The following is an 18,861-nucleotide window of genomic DNA, read 5'->3' on the forward strand; positions in this document are numbered from 1 at the left end:
CACCGGCGCAGGAAAGCTGCGGTATCGTGCTCGCCTCGCACAGGATTTCGGACCACGGATATGACGGACACCCTCGAGGGCGGCGCTGCCGCCGGACCTTTCGCCGATTTCGCCGCCCCGCTTTCGCCGCGCACGCCGCTGCGCCGGGCGATCACCGCCGCCTGCCGCCGTCCCGAGGCGGAATGCCTGAAGCCGCTTCTGGAGGCGGCGACGCTGCCGGACGAGCTGCGCGGCCGGGTCCGCGATACGGCCCGCGGCCTCATCGTCGCGCTGCGCGCCAAGCACAAGGGCACGGGCGTGGAGGGTCTTGTGCAGGAATATGCGCTCTCCAGCCAGGAAGGCGTGGCGCTGATGTGCCTTGCCGAGGCGCTGCTGCGCATTCCCGACGATGCGACGCGCGACGCGCTGATCCGCGACAAGATTTCGGAAGGCGACTGGAAGTCCCATATCGGCGGCGGCCGGTCGCTGTTCGTCAATGCCGCCACCTGGGGGCTCGTCGTCACCGGCAAGCTCACCGCGACCGTCAGCGACAGCGGCCTTTCGGCGGCGCTGACGCGGCTGATCGCCCGCTGCGGCGAACCGGTCATCCGCCGCGCCGTCGACATGGCGATGCGCATGATGGGCGAGCAGTTCGTGACCGGCGAGACCATCGAAGAGGCCTTGAAGCGCGCGCGGGTGCGCGAGGCGCAGGGGTTCCGCTACTCCTACGACATGCTCGGCGAGGCGGCGACCACGGCGGAAGACGCGGCGCGCTATTATCGCGATTACGAGCAGGCCATCCATGCCATCGGCAAGGCGTCCGGCGGGCGCGGCGTCTATGAGGGACCGGGCATCTCCATCAAGCTGTCGGCGCTGCATCCGCGCTACACCCGCGCCCAGCCGGGCCGTGTGCTGAACGAACTGCTGCCGTCCGTGAAGGCCCTGATGCTGATCGCGAAATCCCACGATATCGGCGTCAACATCGACGCCGAGGAAGCCGACCGGCTGGAGCTTTCGCTCGACCTTCTGGAACGGTTGGCGCTCGATCCCGACCTGGCCGAATGGGACGGCCTCGGCTTCGTGGTGCAGGCCTACGGCAAGCGCTGCCCCTTCGTCCTCGATTTCATCATCGATCTGGCCCGGCGGGCGAAGCGCCGCATCATGGTGCGGCTGGTCAAGGGCGCCTACTGGGATTCGGAGATCAAGCGCGCCCAGGTCGACGGACAGGCCGATTTTCCGGTCTATACCCGCAAGGTGCATACGGATGTCGCCTATGTCGCCTGCGCGAGGAAGCTTCTGGCCGCGACCGATGCCGTCTTTCCGCAATTCGCCTCGCACAACGCCCAGACGCTGGCGACGGTCCATCACCTCGCCGGCCCGGATTTCCATGTCGGCAAGTTCGAGTTCCAGTGCCTGCACGGCATGGGCGAGCCGCTTTACGAGGAGGTCGTCGGCCCCGCCCGCCTGAACCGCCCCTGCCGGGTCTATGCGCCCGTCGGCACCCACGAGACGCTGCTCGGCTATCTTGTCCGCCGCCTGCTGGAGAACGGTGCGAATTCCTCCTTCGTCAACCGCATCGCCGACCCGAACGTGACGGTGGACGAACTGACCGCCGATCCGGTCGACCGCGTTCTGGCCATGCCGGAGCCGGGTGCCCGTCATGACAGGATAGCGCTGCCGAAGGACGTGCTGGGTTCGACCCGCATCAATTCTGCCGGCTACGACCTGTCCGACGAGGATACGCTTGCAGTTCTCAGCCGGGAATTCGCGGCCAGCGCCGCGAGGCCGCGGACCGCTGGACCGATGCTTGCCGCCTCCACGGCGGTGGAAGGGGAAACCCGCCCGGTCCGCAACCCGGCCGACCATGCCGATGTCGTCGGCTCGGTGACGGAGGCGTCGGAGGATGCGGCGCGCGCGGCAGCGGCGCAGGCCGCCGCCGGCGCTGCCGATTGGGCTGGCGTGCCGGCCCGGGAGCGCGCCGTCCTTCTGGAACGCGCCGCCGATCTCTTTCAGGAGCACACGCCGGACCTGATGGCGCTGACCGTGCGCGAGGCGGGAAAATCGGTTCCCAACGCGATTGCCGAGGTGCGCGAGGCCATTGATTTCCTGCGCTACTACGCCGAACAGGCCAAGCTGACGCTCGGGCCCGTCCACAGGCCGCTCGGGCCGGTCGTCTGCATCAGTCCGTGGAACTTCCCGCTGGCGATCTTCACCGGGCAGGTTGCCGCCGCGCTCGTCGCCGGCAATCCGGTTCTGGCGAAGCCGGCGGAGGAAACCCCGCTGATCGCGGCGGAGGCCGTGCGCCTGCTGCACGAGGCCGGCATTCCGCGTCCGGTCCTGCAATTGCTGCCGGGCGACGGCCGCATCGGTGCCGCGCTGGTGGCGGCCCCGCAAACGGCGGCGGTGATGTTCACCGGTTCCACGGAGGTGGCCCGCCTCATCCGCACGACGCTTGCGGGCCGCGTCTCGGCGTCGGGCAAGCCCGTTCCGCTGATCGCCGAGACCGGCGGCCAGAACGCCATGATCGTCGATTCCTCGGCGCTTGCCGAACAGGTGGTCTTCGATGTCATCGCCTCGGCCTTCGACAGCGCCGGCCAGCGCTGCTCGGCCCTGCGCGTGCTCTGTATCCAGGAGGATGTGGCAGAGCGCACGCTCGCCATGCTGAAGGGGGCGCTGAAGGAGCTTTCGATCGGCCGCACCGACAGGATCGATGCCGATATCGGCCCGGTCATCACGGCAGAGGCGCGCGAAACCATCGAGGCGCATGTGGAGCGCATGCGCGCCGCCGGCTGCCCGGTCGAGCGCCTGCCGCTGCCGCCGGAAACGGCGAAGGGCACCTTCGTCGCCCCGACGATCGTCGAAATCCGCTCGCTGTCGGAACTGAAGCGCGAGGTCTTCGGCCCGGTGCTGCACGTGCTGCGCTATCGCCGCGCCGATCTGGACCGGGTGATCGACGGGATCAATGCCACCGGCTACGGCCTGACCTTCGGCCTGCACACGCGCCTCGACGAGACCATCGCTCATGTCGTGAGCCGGGTGCGCGTCGGCAATATCTACGTGAACCGCAACGTCATCGGCGCCGTGGTCGGCGTGCAGCCCTTCGGCGGGCGCGGCCTTTCCGGCACGGGGCCGAAGGCCGGCGGCCCGCTCTATCTCGGGCGTCTGGTGGAAGTCGCCCCGGTGCCTCCGCGGCACGGTTCGGTCCATGCCGATCCGGCGGCGGCCGACTTCGCCGCCTGGCTGGGCAGCAAGGGCTTCGACGATGCCTCGGAAGCCGTCCGCACGCAGGCGGCCGCATCCGGGCTCGGTCTGGAACGCGAATTGCCCGGCCCCGTCGGTGAAAGGAACCTCTATGCGCTGCACCCGCGCGGCCACATTCTCGTCGTCCCGGCCACCCGGGCCGGCCTGCATGTCGCGGTCGGCGCCGTTCTCTCGACCGGCAACATCGCCGTGATCGACCGGACCCCGGGTCTGGAAAAGGCGCTGGAGGACGTGCCGGCCACGGTCGCCGCCCGTATCTCCTGGACCACCGACTGGGAGAAGGACGGTCCCTTCGCGGCCGCGCTCGTCGAGGGCGATGCGCAAAAGGTGCGCGCGGTGTCCGAACGCGTTGCCGCTCTTCCCGGCCCGCTGGTCACGGTCCATGCGGCCTCGTCCGACGAAGCCGTCCGTGCCGACGGCTGGTGCCTGAACTGGCTTCTGGAAGAGGTCTCCACCTCCGTCAACACCGCCGCCGCCGGCGGCAATGCCAGCTTGATGTCCATCGGCTGAGGCAAGCAGATAGGGTCGTTCAGGAAGGCGTGCGAATATATCGAGAAACCCTCTCCTCCTGTCCCCCTCGGGCTCGACCCGAGGGTCCGTGCCGCACCCGCGGCAGGGCAAAAGAGGGCGGCAGGTCCTTCGCCGGCAATCTGGACAGGCCGCGGAAAGCGCGCCCTTTTTGCAACAGGTCGGAAATGGACCGAACCTTTATCTCGCAACTGCGAAATAACCGTTGAGCGGCCCGGGCGGTTGTGCTTTGAGAAACCGCGCCGCAACCGGCGCCTTTCCCAGCCGCAAAGTGCTTGCCCATGCCGTCCTTTTCCCGCGCCGCCTCGGTATTGTCCCGAAGCCTGATCCTGTTGCTTGCCGCCGCCGTGCTGCTCGCCCATATCGGCGGCGTCCGGGCGGCCTCGGACGTGGCGCTTGCAGCGCTGGTGGCTTTCGTCATTCTGGAATGGCGCAACCTGCCGCGCCTTGCCCGCCTGTTCGCGGCCGGATCGGTGGTCGCCGTCGTCGCCGTGCTGTGGCTGAGGCCGGATGCCACGGCGCAGATCGTCTCGGCCATGCGCCAGAGCACCACCTTCGCCTGCCTTCTCGCCATGCTCGGCGTGCTGCGCTATCCCGCGCGGCGGTCCCGTCTCGTGGCGCGCGCGGCGGCCTGGCTCGTCAGCCGCCGGCCCCGCCATGCCTATGCGGCGCTCAGCTTCGGCGGTCATTTCCTCAGCCTGTTGTTCAATGTCGGCATCCTGCCCCTGATCGGTGACATGATCCGCAAGGCTGGTGGCCGCTTCGGGGAAGGGGAGCCGGGCCGGGAGATGATGCTGGCCGGCATGCGCGGCATGTCGCTGATGACGATCTGGTCGCCGATGGGCATCGGCTTTGCCATCGTCACGACCTCGACCGCCGGGCTGGACCCGGTGAAGTTCCTGTTCGTCGCCTTTGCCGCCGCGATGATCCTGCTGGCGGTGAGCTGCCTGACGGCCACGCCCGTCGAATCGTCGATGAGCGACGAGGAAGCCGCCGCGGCGAAGGATCTGTCGGTCATGCCGCTCCTGCGCATTCTCGCCGCCTGCCTCGCGCTCATGGTCATGACCATCGTGCTGCACGACCTTCTTTCTGTGAGCTTCATCGTCGCCACGATCCTGATCCTGCCGGTCTTCAGCGTCGTGTGGCTTCTGCTGGAGGGTGACGGATCGGGCCAGCCGGCCACGACGACGCTGCGTATCGGCATGAAGGGCATTTTCGCGACGCTGGCCGACATGCGCACCGAAGCGACCTTCTTCGCCGCGGCGACGGTGATCGGCGCGGCGCTGACGATCTTCATCTCCGCCGTTCCGGGGTGGGACAGCATCGCCGAAAGCCGCAGCGCGGGCCTGCCCATCCTCATTCTCTGCCTGCTGGCCGTGCCCGTCACGGCGGCGCTCGCCATTCCGCACACCATCGTCATCGTGCTTGCCGCGCAGCTTTTCGGCCATAGCCCGCTCGGCGCCGGCCATCCGATGGCGCTGGCGCTGGCGCTCACCATCGGCTGGTCGCTCGCCATCGCCGTGTCGCCGGTCAGCGCCACGACGCTGATCACCGCGGCGCAGGCCGGCGTTCGAAGCCATGTCGTCGGCCTCGTCTGGAACCGGCGCTACGTGCTGATCCAGGCGGCGGTGTCGATCGTGATGGTATCTCTCGCCTATGTGGCGGGCATCTGAACGAAAAGGCCCCGGCGCGGATCGTCCGGGCCGGGGCCTTTTGGGGAAGTGGGCCGGGTTAGTCGAGGCCGAGCTTGCCGCGCAGCGTCGAAAGGTCTTCCGCGAGCGTGTTGACGGCGGTGGCCAGAACCTTGCGGTCGTCGTCCGTCAGCTTTTCGTAGGAAACGTAGCCGTCGCCTTCCTTGTACTTGGCGAGGATCGTATCGACCTTGGCGAAGTTCTCGTCGACCGTCTTCAGGAAGTCGCCTTCCGTCTTCTCGATCAGCGGCCGCACCAGCTCGACGATCTTGTAGGCGCCGTCGAAATTGCCGCGGAAATCCCACAGGTCGGTATGGCTGTAGCGGTCTTCCTCACCGGAAATCTTGGTCGCGGCCACTTCCTCCATCAGCACCGCGGCGCCGCCCACCACCTTTTCCGGCGGGAAGGTCAGCCCGGTGATGCGCTCCTTAAGTTCGGTGACATCGGCGAGCAGCTTGTCGGCGACCGGATCGAGGCCCTCGGTCGAGTTCTTTTCCCAAAGGCCGTACTCGATGCGGTGGAAGCCCGGGAACTCCGGATCGGCCTCGGCCGCCTCGTAGTCGTCGGCGCGCGAGTCGATGGCGACGTCGAGATCGCTGAACAGTTCCGCGATCGGCTCGATCGCCTCGTAGGACAGGCGGGTGGGGGCGAACAGCGCTTTCGCCTTCTCGACATCGCCGGCCTTCACGGCGGCGGTGAAGGCCGTGGTGTCCTCGACCAGCTTTTCGAGCTTTTCCGAGACGTAGATCTTGTATTCGGCGATCGGCTCGACGAGATCGAGCGTTGCCGTCTGCGCGAAGGCGGAGGCGGAAAGGAAGAGCGTCAGCGCCGTGGCGCCGAAGATTTGCCTGATGGTCATGTCGTAGTCTCCAGTCGGGTTGGGGTTCGTCAGGGTGTCGTTTTCCGTACCGCCGCGATCAGCGTGCTGCCGAGATGGTCCGAGGCATCGCGAATGCCGGGCAGCGTGAAGAAATATCCGCCGCCGACCGGCTTGATGTATTCCTCCAGCGGCTCGCCATCGAGCCTGCGCTGCACGGCTATGAAGCCCTTTTCCAGATCGCCCTGATAACAGATGAACAGCAGGCCCTGGTCGAGCTGGCCGGACCGGGTGACGCCGTTGGAATAGTTGAACGGGCGGCGCAGGATGAGGTTCTCCTCGGAGGCGGGCGTGCGCGGATTGGCCAGCCGGATATGCGCGTCGAACGGCGTCAGCCTGCCGTGCGCGTCGGCGGCATAGTCCGGAACGGTGAACTCGTCCGCCTCCGGCCGGTCGAGCGGCGCTCCGGCCACCTTCGTGCGGCCCATGATGCGCTCCTGTTCACGCAGCGGCGTGCGGTCCCAGCGCTCGACGAAATTGCGGATGATGCGCACGAGCTGGTAGCTGCCGCCGAGCGCCCATTCCGGTTCGCCACGCTCCGGCCCCACCCACACGACCCTTTCCATCGCCGCCGCGTCGCCGGCATCCGGGTTGGCCGAGCCGTCGCGGAAGCCGAGGAAGTTGCGGGCGCTTTCGACGACGCCGTCCGGGCCGGGCACGATCACCGGAACGGTGCCCTCCTGCTTCCATCTGAGAACCAGATGGCGGGAGGTGTTCCTGATGATGTCGCGCAGCGCATGGATCGTCGTGTCCTGCGTGTTGGCGCAGATTTGCAGCGTCAGGTCGCCGTGGCAGAGCGCGGCGTCCAGCGCGTCGTTGGGAAACCGCGTCATCCGGCTCAGGCGCCGGGGCTTCAGTTCCTTCAGCCATGCCCGGTCGTCGAACAGCGAGGCGCCGAGGGAAACCGTCACCGTCAGCGCATCCGGGCGGATGACGGGGCCGAGAATGCCGGAGCCGGCCGGCGGCAGGCGCGGATCGAGGTCCGGCGACACGCCGCCGCCGGTCAGGAAGGCGATCCGCCCGGTCAGGGTCTTGAAAAGCGCCTCCAGGTCGTCGGGCGTTTCCGCGATCACGTCGAAGCTGGCGATCATGCCGTTGGCCGGGCGCGGCGTGGTGATGCCCGCCTGATGCCTGCCGAGGAACGGAACCCGGTCTTCGGCCGAAGCGGCATTGGCGACCGGCGCATCGGTCATGTGATGCGCGGGCGGCGCCTCCGCGCGGGCCGTGGCGATGCCGGCGAAGGGGCAGCCGAAGGCCGCGAGCCCGAGGCCCTTCAGGACCTGCCGGCGATGTCCGTCGATGGGAGCGGGCGTGTCTGCCCGGCGATTGCGCGACATGGGCTTACTCCATTCCGAGAGCGGGATTGACCGTGTCGATGCGCCCGGCGAGCGTCGCGAAGGCGGCGGAAAGGCGTGCGCGCGCATCGGCATCCACCGACCGGTAGGAAACGTCGCCGATATCCGAAAGCAGGGCGCGGACATCGGAAAAGCCGCGTTTCACCTCCTCCGCCGTCTCCGGCCGGGCCGCCTCGACCAGCGGATAGAGCAGGGAAACGCTCTTTTCGATGCCGTCCAGATTGGCGGCGAACTCGGCGGGATCGGTATGGCCGTAACGGTTGTCGCCATGCGGCACCGTCTCCTCCGCCAGCCGCCGGGCCTGGCGTGCGGCGGTCGCGGCCAGCTCGTCCGGCGCCAGCCGGGTTTCCTTCAGGCGGTCCTTCAGCGCGGCCACGTCGGCCGCCAGCGCATCGGCGGCCGGCGCCAGCCCGTCGGTGGCGTTTTGGGAAAAGAGGCCGTATTCGATGCGGTGGAAGCCGGTGAAGCCGGGGTCTTCCTCGCGCTTCTCGAAATAATCGGCCAGCGGATCGATGCGGTTTTCCAGATCCGCGATCCGGCCGGCGAGGCTCTCCAGCCGCTTGTAGGGCAGGCGCGCGGCGGCGTACTGGCTGCGGGCGGCATCGAGATCGCCGGCATGGATCGCGGCGGCGAGTTTCTCCGTCTCCCGCACGAGGGCGGAAGATTGCAGGCCCACATAGACCCGGTATTCCGAAAGCGGCCCGATGAAGGCCTTGAGCGGCGGCTTGGTCCTTTCGGCTTCCGAATCCGCCGAGGGCGTCACCGTCAGCGTGCCGCGCGGGTTGGAGAGCAGACCGCAGGCGATTTCGAACGTGCCGGGCTTGAGCCGGGCCGTGAGCGTGGAGCGGAAGCCCGGCGCGATGTTCTCGCGCTCCTCGACCACCATCACGCCGTCGAGGATTTCCCATTCCAGCGTGCGGTCCGAGGCGTTGACGATCTCGAAGGTCGTGCGTCCGGCCGGAACGGTGACTTCGTTCGGAACGCAGCCCTTCGCGTTGACCGTCACGGTGTGGACGGCGCCTTTTTCCGGGCCGGTGGCGGTCTTCGAGGCGTAGTAGAACAATGCGCCGCCCGCGACGGCGAGTGCCGCAGCACCTGCGACGGCAAGCGGCATCAGGCGCGGGGGCCGCGCCGCCGGACCGGTTGGCTGGCCGGGATTCGACATGATCATACCTTTGCGTGGCCGGTCGTTTCCGCTTTGGCGGCATTGCCGGCTTCAGGCTTGAGGAAAAGAAACAGCGTCACCGCGAGGAAAACGACCCAGGCGATGGCTTCGCCGGCTGTCGGCGCGTCGTGGTAGTTGAAGATGCCGGAGAGGATCGTGCCGGCGAGACCCGATACCGGCAGGATCTCGGTCAGGTCGTAGACCGTGGTCTGGAGATGGTTCCACAGGCCGGCTTCGTGCAGGTTGCGCAGCACGCTGGCGAGAAGCCCCGCCGCCACGATCAGGATGAAGACGCCCGTCCAGCGGAAGAAGCGGCGCAGGTCGATGCGGATGCCGCCGTAATAAAGCGCGAAACCGAGGATCACGGCGACGCCGACGCCGGCCAGCGCGCTGAGCGGCGCGGCCGGGCCGGGACTCTGCTGGAAGATGGCGAGAAGGAAGAAGATCGATTCGAGCCCCTCGCGGGCGACGGCGAAGAATGCCATGCCGATCAGCGCCCAGGTTCCGCCGCCCGGCGCCGCAAGGGCCTGATCGACGGAGTGGTGGAGATCCGACCTGATGGAGCGGGCCGCCTTGCGCATCCAGAAGACCATCGAGACGAGCACGACCACCGCCACGAGGCCGACGATCGCCTCGAACAGTTCCTGCGCCTTCTGCGGAAACTCCGCGCTCATCAGTTGCAGGGCCGCGCCGGTGAACAGAGAGAGCGCGACGGCGAGGAAAACGCCGACCCATATGGCGGGAAGCCAGGCGCTGCGTCCCGTCTGGCGCAGATAGCTGGCAATGATGCCGGTGACGAGCGCGGCTTCGATGCCTTCCCTCAGCATGATCAGGAACGGTGCCAGCACGGAAATCTCCTTGGGCGGCGCAAAACTTGTGTCGTTCCGTCAAGAAATACGCCCGGTAACATTTTCGTGCAATATCGTGATTGGGAAAACAAGCCGCCGAATCGTCGGTTTCCGCGATTCGGCGGCATCTGCGACAATCGGTCTCCGGCATCGGTGCCGATTCGCGTCGAAACGTCTTCGCCGGCGGTTCGAAGGCGTCGGGCTTATCCTGCCTTGCCAAAAGGGCCGAAGGTTCGCGCAAATAATTCGCGAATATCGCTATGCAATCGACGCAAACCTGAAGGAGCGGCCTGACGATGCCTCATTCATGCAGAAAAACGCGGAAACGGCGGGTTTTGCGGATGGACGTGCTTCTATCACTGCCGGATTTGCGTAAAAATTCATCAGGCTGCGTATGAGGAAAGCATGAATCGGTCCGGCAGGCTGCAAAAGCCTGTTTCGCTCCAGATATGGATTAAAGCGCTTTGAGTAGTCCAAAACGGGGAGATTCGGATACGAACCGATTTAAACCCTGCGCTATCCGCATGGCGACTGACGCGGTTTGCAAGCTATGCAATTATGCATCGCTGTGTTGCGTGAACCATACTTTGAGCGCCGCGGAAATCAGCTATAACTCTCCTCATCGCAGCGGCGCACTCCTCCTCCCAGCGCCCCGGCGATCTGATCGGCAACACTCCTCCTCCTCCCAGTTGCCGATACAATCAAAGCCTGACGCACCTCCTCCCGCGTCAGGCTTTTTTGTTTTCAGCCCCCTCCCTTTCGTTTTGTCCGATGATCCTGCCGTGGCAAACGGAGTAGCCGTCAACGGCGTCGGGCGACGAGGCGCAGCAGGCTGGCGAGAACGGATTTCAACGGGCCGGGCAGGCGCCGGACGGCCCGGAAGCCGAGCAGCGTGCGCGCGTCGCCGGCTGTCACCAGTCCGAAAAGCCTGAGGCCGGCCAGATAGGCCGGAATGGCGGCGGCGATCGCGGCGATCACGCCGGGCCAGCCGGGCAGGGCCCGGGCTGTCGCCCATGCGGTAAGGCCGCACAGGCCGGCGGCCAGCGCGGTTCTGATGAGCGTCGCCAGCGGCATGACGGGGCCGTCGCGGTGTGCCAGCGCATTGACCAGCAGGGTGAGCGTCAGGGCTTCCACGAGGATGCGGGCCAGGGCGGCACCGTTCAGCCCGGCAAGCCAGATCGCCGCGGCGAGGAAGCCGACGGTCGTCACCGCGCTGCCAGCCATGATGCGCAGCAGGCTGCCGCTGCCGCCCGTCGCGGCGAGATAGGTCCACGGAACGACGGCAATTCCCCCGATGGCGGAGGACAGGAGCAGCAGGGCGGCGGCGGTGCCGGCAGGCGCGAAATCCGCGCCGAAGACCAGCGGAATAAGATGCGGGACGATTGCCGCGCCGCCGAAGCCGATAGGGAAGACGGCGAGCGCCGTCAGCCGCATGGCCTGGGTGAAGAGTGTCCGCTGCATGTCCTCGGTCATGCCGGGCCGGGAAAAGCCGACGACCAGCGAGGGGGAGAGCTGAAGGGCGAGCTGGCCGACGAGGCCGGCGAAGACGGCGGCGGCGGCAAAATATCCCATTTCCGTGGTCGAGAACAGAAGACCGAGCAGGACGAGTTCGATGCGCGTCACCAGGATGACGTCGATCATGTCGCTGAGCCACATCTGTCGCGCATGACGGCGCATGTCCGGTGTCAGGCTTTCCGGACGCGGCGGCGCGGCGAAACGGACGTAGCGCCGTAGCCGAAGCGCCTGCGGCACGAAGCGGACCGCCATGCCGGCAATCGCGCCGGCGGCGCCGAAGAACAGCGCGCCGGCGACGATGAAGGGCAATTGCAGAAGGCTGCCGGCGACGGTGCTGAGGGCCGTTTCGCGGAAATTGCCGCGGCCGCGGGCGGCGGCGGTCGAAAAGGCTGACAGTGCATAGAGCAGGAAGAGAAGCAGCGTCATGGCCCAGAACAGGCCCGGCTCCCGTCCCTCGTCATGCCAGACCCACAGGCCGTAGGCCGCCGTCGCCAGTCCGACGGCGGCGACGGGCCCGGAAAACAGCGAGAAGGCCGTCCGGGCGATGGCCTGCCACTCCGTCCGGGGCTGGCTGCCGGAGGCGCCCAGCGAGCGCAGCAGGACCTGTGGCATGCCGCGGTCGGCAAGCGCGCTGAGCGAGGCGGCGAACCAGAGGGCGAAGGCCGCCAGGCCAGACCCTTCGGGCCCGAGCAACCGCGCATTGAGAATGCTGACGGCGAAGCCCGCCAGCATGGAAACGAACGTGGCGGCCAGATTGACCAGCGAGGATTTCAGCACGGTGCCCATGTTCCGGCTTTTATCGTAAAGAACGTAACCATCGATTAAAGAAAGGGGCGCATTTTGACGCTGGCGCGGTGTGCGCTCCGCACGGGGATTTGCGGCAGGATCACGCAATCTGGCCACGGAGGCGAAATCATGAGCGATATGTCTGTCCGCCAGGAAAGTTTCCTGATGCCGGGATATCAGGACGGCAGGATCCGGGAAAAAGTCCACCATCTCATCTGGCGCCTGATCGCGCCCTTGCCGGACAAGCTCTATCTGACGCTCAAGTACCGCATCATCAAGGGCGTGTGGCCTAACATCGACAACCCCGCGACCTTCTCCGAAAAGGTGCAGTACCGCAAGCTGCACGACCGCGATCCGCTCTATGCCGTTCTGGTCGACAAGGCCGGCGCCAAGGCCTATATCGACGGCAAGCTCGGCGCGCCCTATGCCGTTCCGGCCTACTGGGTCGGGACCGATCTGTCCAAGGTCGACTGGGCGAAGGTGACGCTGCCCGCCGTCGTCAAGCCCACCCATGCCAGCGCCCAGGGCCGCTTCCTTTACGACCAGGCCGATATCGACGCGCTGATCGCCGAAAATCCGCTGCCCGGCTGGCTGGCGCTCGACCATGCCCATTACAATCGCGAATGGGCCTATTCGCAGGTCCGGCCGCAGGTGGTCATCGAGAAGATGCTCAGCGTCGACGGCGGGGTGCCGTGGGATTACCGCTGCTTCACCTTCGGCGGGCGGGTGTTCTGCATCCAGCTCGACATCCGTCACGAGGGCAAGGGCTATTCCTGCTTCTATTCCCGCGACTGGGAGCCGATGCCGTTCCTCGATGCCGATTACCTGCCGCCGTTCCCCGGGACGCTGCCGCGCCCGCAACGCCTCGACGAGATGATCTCCGTCGCCGAGCGGCTCGGCGAGGACATGGATTTCGTGCGGGTCGATCTCTATGCCAGCGCGGAATGGGTCCATGTCGGCGAACTGACGCTCTATCCCGGCGGCGGCTTCGAAAACTACGAGCCGGCCCGCTACGACCGTATTCTCGGCGATCAGTGGACGTTGAAGAACCGGGCCTGACGGCAATCCTCCCGCAGTGCACGCATATGTGAAGCGCCGCCCCCGCGGACGGCGCAGAAATATGAGTGTTACCGTCCAGTTAATTCTTGCATTTGGCTGTCAAGTTATTTATCGGAGAGGCAATGCCGACGACGGCACGCTGTCCTTCCGGGACGGCAGGCGCGCGAGTGCGCCGGGGGAGAGTGGGACTGCGTCTCTCCACTGTCCTTTCGAGACAGCCGAAGCATGAGAGAGAATTGCCGGTTATGCGTATGACGAACCCAGACATTGGTCGAACCCTCCGCCTTCTGCTCGTCGCGGGCGGCCTTCTGGCTCCCGCCGGGATGGCTTTTGCCCAGACGGTGGAAAATCCGGCTTCCGCTCCCGCCGCGGCGCCAGCCGAGACCGGCGCCCAGCCCGTGCCCGCACCGGGCGAGCCGCCCGCTTCGCCCGCCCCTTCGCCTGCGACGAACGAGGCTGCTCCTTCTCCCGCTCCCGCGGCAAGCGAGACCGCCCCTTCGCCTGCACCGGCGGCAGGTGACGCTGCGCCCTCACCCGCACCGGGCGAGGCCGCTCCGGCGGCGGCTCCCGAAGCAGGCGCTCCTGCTCCTGCGGCCTCTGGCGATGCCACCTCCGATCCGGCTGCTGCCGCCGCGCCTGCGCCGGAGGCGGTCCAAAGCGCGCAGCCGGCCGAGCCGCAGGGCGTGTTCGACCAGTTGCTCGGCCCGCCGCGCGAGGACCTGCCGCACGACCTGTCGCCGATGGGCATGTTCCTGGCCGCCGACTGGGTGGTCAAGTCGGTCATGATCGGGCTGGCGCTCGCCTCTGTGGCGACCTGGACCGTATGGCTCGCCAAGACGCTGGAACTCGCCGGCGCCCGCCGCCGCGCCTCGGCGGTCATCCGCATCATCCACCGCTCGAAGAGCCTTGCCGACGCGCTGCGCGAGACCGGCAAGCGGGGCGGCCCCGCCGCCGCCATGCTTCATGTCGCCGCCGAGGAGGTCCGCCTTTCGGAAGAGGCCATCGACCACACAGACGGCGGCGGTCTCAAGGAGCGCGTGGCGCTTGCCCTGTCGCGTATCGAGGCCCATGCCGGCCGCCGCATCATGCGCGGCACCGGCATTCTCGCCACGACCGGCTCCATCGCCCCCTTCGTCGGCCTGTTCGGCACGGTCTGGGGCATCATGAACTCCTTCATCGGCATTTCGGAATCGCAGACCACCAACCTGGCCGTCGTGGCGCCGGGTATCGCTGAGGCGTTGCTCGCCACGGCCATCGGTCTCGTCGCGGCCATTCCCGCCGTCGTGATCTATAACGTCTTCACACGCTCCATCGCCGGCTACCGGTTGCTGATCGCGGATGCCTCCTCGGGCGTCGAGCGCCTGATCAGCCGCGATCTCGACTATCGCAAGGTGCCGCCCGGCGAACGCAAGAGCGCCGTCACCCTGGCTGCGGAGTAGGATCATGGCAGGCGGAATTCGGGAAAATCAGGGCGACGACATGGCTGAAAGCCATGAAATCAACGTCACGCCCTTCATCGATGTGATGCTGGTTCTTCTGATCATCTTCATGGTCGCGGCGCCGCTTGCGACCGTCGACGTCAATGTCGACCTTCCGGCTTCCACCGCCCAGCCCGCCCCCCGGCCGGAGGAGCCCCTCTATCTGACGCTGCAAGAGGACCTGACGATCAATGTCGGCAACGACCCGGTCGCCCGCGAGGGCCTCGGCTCCGCGCTCGACCGCATCACCGAGGGCGACAAGGAACGCCGCATCTTCCTGCGCGCCGACAAGTCGGTCGATTACGGCCAGTTCATGATCGTGATGAACCTCCTGCGTGATGCCGGCTACCTGAAGATCGCCCTGGTCGGGCTGGAAACCGTGCCGCAGCCGGGCAATGCGGCTGCCCCGGCCGAGGGTGGCCAGACGGGAGCGGAAGCGGGGACACAGCCATGATCCCGTCCTGTCCTCACGAGCCTCGCTCCAGCCGTCTGCGCGATACGCTTCTGTGGGGTAGTGCGGCGCTGGTCATGCTTTCGGCCCATGTGTCGAGTGCTGCCTGGCTGTTGAGCCGCGAACCGGAGGTCATCGCCGACAGCGGTTCGCCGCCGGCGATCCTGATCGAGATGGCCGCCGAGCCGGAAGCGGTCAACACGGAAACCACGCAGGTTTCCGAGGACATGCACGAGGCGCAGGACGTGGCGAGCCTGACCCCGCCGGAAGAACAGCCGGTGGAGGAGGCCGAGCTCGAGCCGCCGCCACCGCCCGAGCCCGAGCCGGTGGTCGAGCCGGAACCGGTCGAGGACGTGACCGAGACGCTGCCCGAGCCGGACCCCGAGCCCACGCCGATCGAGCAGGAAGTGGCGAAGCTGATGGAGAACGTCGAGGTGCCGCTGCCGGTCGCCCGTCCCCAGCCGCCGAAGCCGGAAGTGAAGAAGGTTCAGGAAAAGCCGAAGAGGGTGGAAGCCCGCAAGGAAGAGCCGCGCGAGCGGCCCCGTCCGCGTCCGCAGGCGTCGAAGGGGGCGGTTGCCGCCGCCGCCGAGGTCAACCGGGGCACGCGCAACGCCTCGGCGCGCTCCTCCACCGGGGCATCGTCCTCCAGCGTTTCGCCGGCCCGCTGGCAGTCGCGCGTGCAGGCGCATCTGGCGCGCCGCAAGAACCAGCTCGTCAAGACGCGCGACAAGAGCACCCAGGGCACGGTCTATGTCCGGTTCAACATCGACACCAGCGGCAACGTTCTTTCCGTGGCGCTGTCGCGCTCGTCCGGACACCCGTCTCTGGACCAGGAAGTCCTGGCCCTGGTGCAGCGCGCATCGCCGGTTCCGGCCCCTCCGCCGGACGTCAGCCGGACGCTGACCATACCGTTCGAATTCACCACGCGCTGATCGCGCCAAAGCGCTTTTACAGGCATTTCTTTCGCGCTATGAGGTGGCGACGAAAGGAATGCCCGCCATGAAGCTCTCCATTGCCGAGGCCCATCGCCTCGTTTCCGAAACGCTTGAAAAGAATCGGGTCAGCCCGGCGAATGCCGCGGCGGTCGCCCGTGCGCTGGTCGAGGCCGAAGCCGTCGGCCAGAGCGGCCACGGCCTGCGCCGCGTCGAGGCCTACAGCCTCCAGGCGCGCATCGGCAAGGTTGACGGTTTCGCGCGGCCGGTCGTCGAGGAGAGCCGCCCCGGCGTCCTGAAGGCCGATGCCGCCTCGGGTTTCGCCTATCCCGCCTTCGAATGCGTTCTTCCCCGTCTGGCGGATGTGGCCCTGCGGCAGGGCATCGCGGTTGCAGCCGTTTCCCGCTCGCATCACGCTGGCGTTCTGGGCCTGCATGTCGAGTATCTCGCCAATCGCGGTCTCGTGGCGCTGATGGTGGCCAATGCGCCTGCCGCGATGGCCGCCTGGGGCGGGCGACGTCCCATGTTCGGCACCAATCCCGTCGCCTTCGCTGCGCCGATCGCTGGCAGCGACCCGGTCGTCATCGACATGGCGCTGTCCACCGTCGCGCGCGGAAGGCTGATCAAGGCTGCCCAGAAGGGCGAGCCGATACCCGAAGACTGGGCGCTCGGTCCGGACGGCAATCCCACCACCGATCCGAAGGTCGGCCTTGCCGGGACGATGATGCCCTCCGGCGGCGCCAAGGGCGCGGCGCTCGCCATGATGGTCGACCTGATGGCCGCCGGCCTGACCGGCGCGCAGTTCGGTTTCGAGGCCTCCTCCCTGCTCGACGACAAAGGGCCGTCGCCAGCCATCGGCCAGACCATCGTCGCCATCGATCCGCAGGCGACGGGCGGTTCGGCGGATTATATGGCTCGCCTTGCGGAAGAACTCGGCCGCGAGGAGGGCGTGCGCCTTCCCGGCCGGCGCGGGGCCGATGCCCGCCGCCGGTCGCTGGAAAGCGGCATCGAGGTGGACGACGACGTGCTGGAAGCCATTCGTGCGCTTCAGAGCAATTCCAGGAAAAGTGCGTAGCGGTTTTCCGTCCGGAATTGCGTGAAAACAATAAAGATAGAGCGTGCGATCCCGGCGGGTTTTCCCCGCCGGGATCGCAGCGGTCAGAAGTCGTCCGCCGTAAGCGCCATCAGGCTGTCCGGGCCGTTGAGGATGGAGGCTTCGAGGGCGAGCGTCTGTGGCAGGATGCGGGCGGCGAAGAACGCGGCAAGCGCCGGCTTACGGCGGATGGCGGGAGCGGCATCGGCACCTGCGGAAAGCGCGGCGACCGTCATCTTCGTCCAGCACCAGCCGAGCGTCGTCAGCGCGAAGAGGCGCAGATAGTCGGTCGCGGCAGCACCCGCCTCTGCCGGGTCTTCAGCCCGCGCCAGGATATGGGCCGTCGACCGCTCCAGCCGGTCCAGCGCCTGCGCCGTCGCGGTGGTGATCGCCTCCGCGCCGGGCACCAGCGCGGCGGATTGGAGGCTTTCCTTCACCAGCGCGAAGAAGCGCGGCGCCAGTTCGCCGTCTTCCATCGGCAGCTTTCGGCCGGTCAGGTCCATCGCCTGCACGCCATTCGTGCCTTCGTAGATCTGGGTGATGCGGGCATCGCGCACGAACTGTTCCATGCCCCATTCGCGGATATAGCCGTGACCGCCGAGAACCTGCTGCGATAAAACGGCCGTCTCGAAGCCGAAATCGGTGAAGGCCGCCTTCACCACGGGTGTCATCAGCGCCACGAAACCGTCGGCGGCGTTGCGGACCCCGGCGTCCGGGTGGCGGCCGGCGATGTCCATCTGAAGCGCGGTCCAGACGGAAAGGGCGCGCGCGCCGTCGCAGAGCACGCGGCCCGTCAGCAGCATCCTGCGCACGTCGGGATGCTCGATGATCGGCACCAGCGGGCGCGAACCGTCGAGCGAGCGGCCCTGAAGGCGCTCCTTCGCATAGGCCGTCGCCTTCTGGACGGCGGCTTCGCCAACGCCCAAGCCCTCGATGCCGACGAAGAGACGCTCGGCATTCATCATCGTGAACATGGCGGCCAGGCCGCGATGCGGCTCGCCGATGAGCCAGCCGGTCGCCCCGTCATAGTTCATCACGCAGGTGGGCTGGGCGTGGATGCCCATCTTGTGCTCCAGCGCGCCGGCGGAAAGCCCGTTGCGCGCGCCGAGGCTGCCGTCCGCGTCCGGCAGGAACTTCGGCACGAGGAACAGGCTGATGCCCTTCACGCCCTTCGGCGCGTCGGGCAGGCGGGCAAGCACGAGATGGACGATGTTGCCGCCGAAATCCTGATCGCCGGAGGAGATGAAGATCTTGGTGCCGGTGATCCGGTAGGAGCCGTCGTCCTGCGGCTCGGCGCGGGTGGTGAGAAGGCCGAGGTCGGTGCCGGCGGAGGCTTCGGTCAGCGCCATCGCCCCGGTCCATTCGCCGGAAATCATCCTCGGCAGGTAGAGGGCCTTGAGGTCTTCGCCGGCATGGTGGCCGATCGCCTCCGTCGCGCCGCGCGTCAGCCCCGGAAACAGGCCGAAGGACAGGTTGGCGGATGACACCATCTCGTCCGTGAGGATCTGCAAGGTGCGCGGCAGGCCCTGCCCGCCATAGTCGGGGTCGCCGGAAAGGCCGCTCCAGCCCGCTTCCGAAAACGCCTTGTAGGCCTCCTTGAAGCCCTTCGGCGTGACGACCTCGCCGTTTTCCAGACGGCTGCCTTCCTCGTCGCCGCTGCGGTTCAGTGGCTCCAGAACCTCCGCCGCAAACTTGCCGGCTTCCTCCAGCACCGAGGCGGCAAGGTCGGTGTTCACCTCCTCGAAGCCGGGCAGGGCGGCCATCTGCCGGTCGAAATCGAACACGTTCGAGAGAAGGAAGATCATGTCTTCCACGGGTGGAACATAGTTTGCCATGACTGTCT

General features: G+C 67.2%; 13 protein-coding genes. 7 read left to right on the plus strand and 6 right to left on the minus strand.

Going from position 1 to position 18,861, the window contains the following annotated elements:
• Positions 1–60: 60 nt before the first annotated feature.
• Positions 61–3,750, plus strand: a complete 3,690-nt coding sequence (gene putA / locus NOF55_RS00395) for a trifunctional transcriptional regulator/proline dehydrogenase/L-glutamate gamma-semialdehyde dehydrogenase (RefSeq protein ID WP_306409342.1) — start codon at positions 61–63, stop codon at positions 3,748–3,750.
• 299 nt (positions 3,751–4,049) lie between these two features.
• On the plus strand, positions 4,050–5,441 hold the full coding sequence (locus NOF55_RS00400; protein ID WP_306409343.1) for a hypothetical protein: 1,392 nt from the start codon (positions 4,050–4,052) through the stop codon (positions 5,439–5,441).
• A gap of 58 nt (positions 5,442–5,499) precedes the next feature.
• On the opposite strand, the gene efeO (NOF55_RS00405) is transcribed toward NOF55_RS00400, so the two are convergent.
• The 5 genes from efeO (NOF55_RS00405) to NOF55_RS00425 form a co-directional block, all read right to left on the minus strand.
• A complete protein-coding gene (efeO, locus tag NOF55_RS00405) occupies positions 5,500–6,318 on the minus strand; it encodes an iron uptake system protein EfeO (RefSeq protein ID WP_306409344.1) in 819 nt (272 codons plus the stop codon).
• A gap of 29 nt (positions 6,319–6,347) precedes the next feature.
• Complete coding sequence (gene efeB / locus NOF55_RS00410) at positions 6,348–7,673, minus strand: iron uptake transporter deferrochelatase/peroxidase subunit (RefSeq protein ID WP_306409345.1); 1,326 nt, start codon at positions 7,671–7,673, stop codon at positions 6,348–6,350.
• 4 nt (positions 7,674–7,677) lie between these two features.
• Positions 7,678–8,856, minus strand: a complete 1,179-nt coding sequence (gene efeO / locus NOF55_RS00415; protein WP_306409346.1) for an iron uptake system protein EfeO — start codon at positions 8,854–8,856, stop codon at positions 7,678–7,680.
• Positions 8,857–8,858: 2 nt separating this feature from the next.
• Positions 8,859–9,704: an iron uptake transporter permease EfeU gene (gene efeU, locus NOF55_RS00420; protein WP_306409347.1), complete on the minus strand. Its 846-nt coding sequence runs from the start codon at positions 9,702–9,704 to the stop codon at positions 8,859–8,861.
• Positions 9,705–10,505: 801 nt separating this feature from the next.
• A complete protein-coding gene (locus tag NOF55_RS00425) occupies positions 10,506–12,005 on the minus strand; it encodes a lipopolysaccharide biosynthesis protein (RefSeq protein WP_306409348.1) in 1,500 nt (499 codons plus the stop codon).
• A 129-nt stretch (positions 12,006–12,134) separates the two neighbouring features.
• Between NOF55_RS00425 and NOF55_RS00430 the strand changes: the two genes are divergently transcribed.
• From NOF55_RS00430 to NOF55_RS00450, 5 genes are all read left to right on the plus strand, one after another.
• Positions 12,135–13,064 carry an ATP-grasp fold amidoligase family protein gene (locus NOF55_RS00430; protein WP_306409349.1) on the plus strand — a complete coding sequence of 310 codons (930 nt, stop codon included), beginning with the start codon at positions 12,135–12,137 and terminating at the stop codon, positions 13,062–13,064.
• 245 nt (positions 13,065–13,309) lie between these two features.
• Positions 13,310–14,503: a tonB-system energizer ExbB gene (gene exbB / locus NOF55_RS00435; protein WP_370868849.1), complete on the plus strand. Its 1,194-nt coding sequence runs from the start codon at positions 13,310–13,312 to the stop codon at positions 14,501–14,503.
• A 4-nt stretch (positions 14,504–14,507) separates the two neighbouring features.
• On the plus strand, positions 14,508–14,996 hold the full coding sequence (gene exbD, locus NOF55_RS00440) for a TonB system transport protein ExbD (protein WP_306409351.1): 489 nt from the start codon (positions 14,508–14,510) through the stop codon (positions 14,994–14,996).
• A complete protein-coding gene (locus NOF55_RS00445; RefSeq protein WP_306409352.1) occupies positions 14,993–15,925 on the plus strand; it encodes an energy transducer TonB family protein in 933 nt (310 codons plus the stop codon). The genes exbD and NOF55_RS00445 overlap by 4 nt, the downstream gene beginning before the upstream one ends.
• A 67-nt stretch (positions 15,926–15,992) precedes the next feature.
• Positions 15,993–17,000 carry an Ldh family oxidoreductase gene (locus tag NOF55_RS00450; RefSeq protein ID WP_306409353.1) on the plus strand — a complete coding sequence of 336 codons (1,008 nt, stop codon included), beginning with the start codon at positions 15,993–15,995 and terminating at the stop codon, positions 16,998–17,000.
• A gap of 83 nt (positions 17,001–17,083) precedes the next feature.
• Here the strand turns inward: NOF55_RS00450 and NOF55_RS00455 are convergent, their stop codons facing one another.
• Positions 17,084–18,853 carry an acyl-CoA dehydrogenase C-terminal domain-containing protein gene (locus NOF55_RS00455; RefSeq protein WP_306409354.1) on the minus strand — a complete coding sequence of 590 codons (1,770 nt, stop codon included), beginning with the start codon at positions 18,851–18,853 and terminating at the stop codon, positions 17,084–17,086.
• Positions 18,854–18,861 lie beyond the last annotated feature (8 nt).

Source organism: Ectorhizobium quercum, from assembly GCF_026552795.1.
Lineage (GTDB): Bacteria > Pseudomonadota > Alphaproteobacteria > Rhizobiales > Rhizobiaceae > Ectorhizobium > Ectorhizobium quercum.

What these genes read in the sequence shown, in the direction of transcription:
- efeO (WP_306409344.1), bottom strand. Translation starts at nt 6,318, where the DNA reads ATGACCATCAGGCAAATCTTCGGCGCCACGGCGCTGACGCTCTTCCTT.
- NOF55_RS00425 (WP_306409348.1), bottom strand. Translation starts at nt 12,005, where the DNA reads ATGGGCACCGTGCTGAAATCCTCGCTGGTCAATCTGGCCGCCACGTTC.
- exbB (WP_370868849.1), top strand. Translation starts at nt 13,310, where the DNA reads ATGCGTATGACGAACCCAGACATTGGTCGAACCCTCCGCCTTCTGCTC.
- NOF55_RS00430 (WP_306409349.1), top strand. Translation starts at nt 12,135, where the DNA reads ATGAGCGATATGTCTGTCCGCCAGGAAAGTTTCCTGATGCCGGGATAT.
- exbD (WP_306409351.1), top strand. Translation starts at nt 14,508, where the DNA reads ATGGCAGGCGGAATTCGGGAAAATCAGGGCGACGACATGGCTGAAAGC.
- NOF55_RS00450 (WP_306409353.1), top strand. Translation starts at nt 15,993, where the DNA reads ATGAAGCTCTCCATTGCCGAGGCCCATCGCCTCGTTTCCGAAACGCTT.
- NOF55_RS00445 (WP_306409352.1), top strand. Translation starts at nt 14,993, where the DNA reads ATGATCCCGTCCTGTCCTCACGAGCCTCGCTCCAGCCGTCTGCGCGAT.
- putA (WP_306409342.1), top strand. Translation starts at nt 61, where the DNA reads ATGACGGACACCCTCGAGGGCGGCGCTGCCGCCGGACCTTTCGCCGAT.
- NOF55_RS00455 (WP_306409354.1), bottom strand. Translation starts at nt 18,853, where the DNA reads ATGGCAAACTATGTTCCACCCGTGGAAGACATGATCTTCCTTCTCTCG.
- efeB (WP_306409345.1), bottom strand. Translation starts at nt 7,673, where the DNA reads ATGTCGCGCAATCGCCGGGCAGACACGCCCGCTCCCATCGACGGACAT.
- efeO (WP_306409346.1), bottom strand. Translation starts at nt 8,856, where the DNA reads ATGTCGAATCCCGGCCAGCCAACCGGTCCGGCGGCGCGGCCCCCGCGC.
- NOF55_RS00400 (WP_306409343.1), top strand. Translation starts at nt 4,050, where the DNA reads ATGCCGTCCTTTTCCCGCGCCGCCTCGGTATTGTCCCGAAGCCTGATC.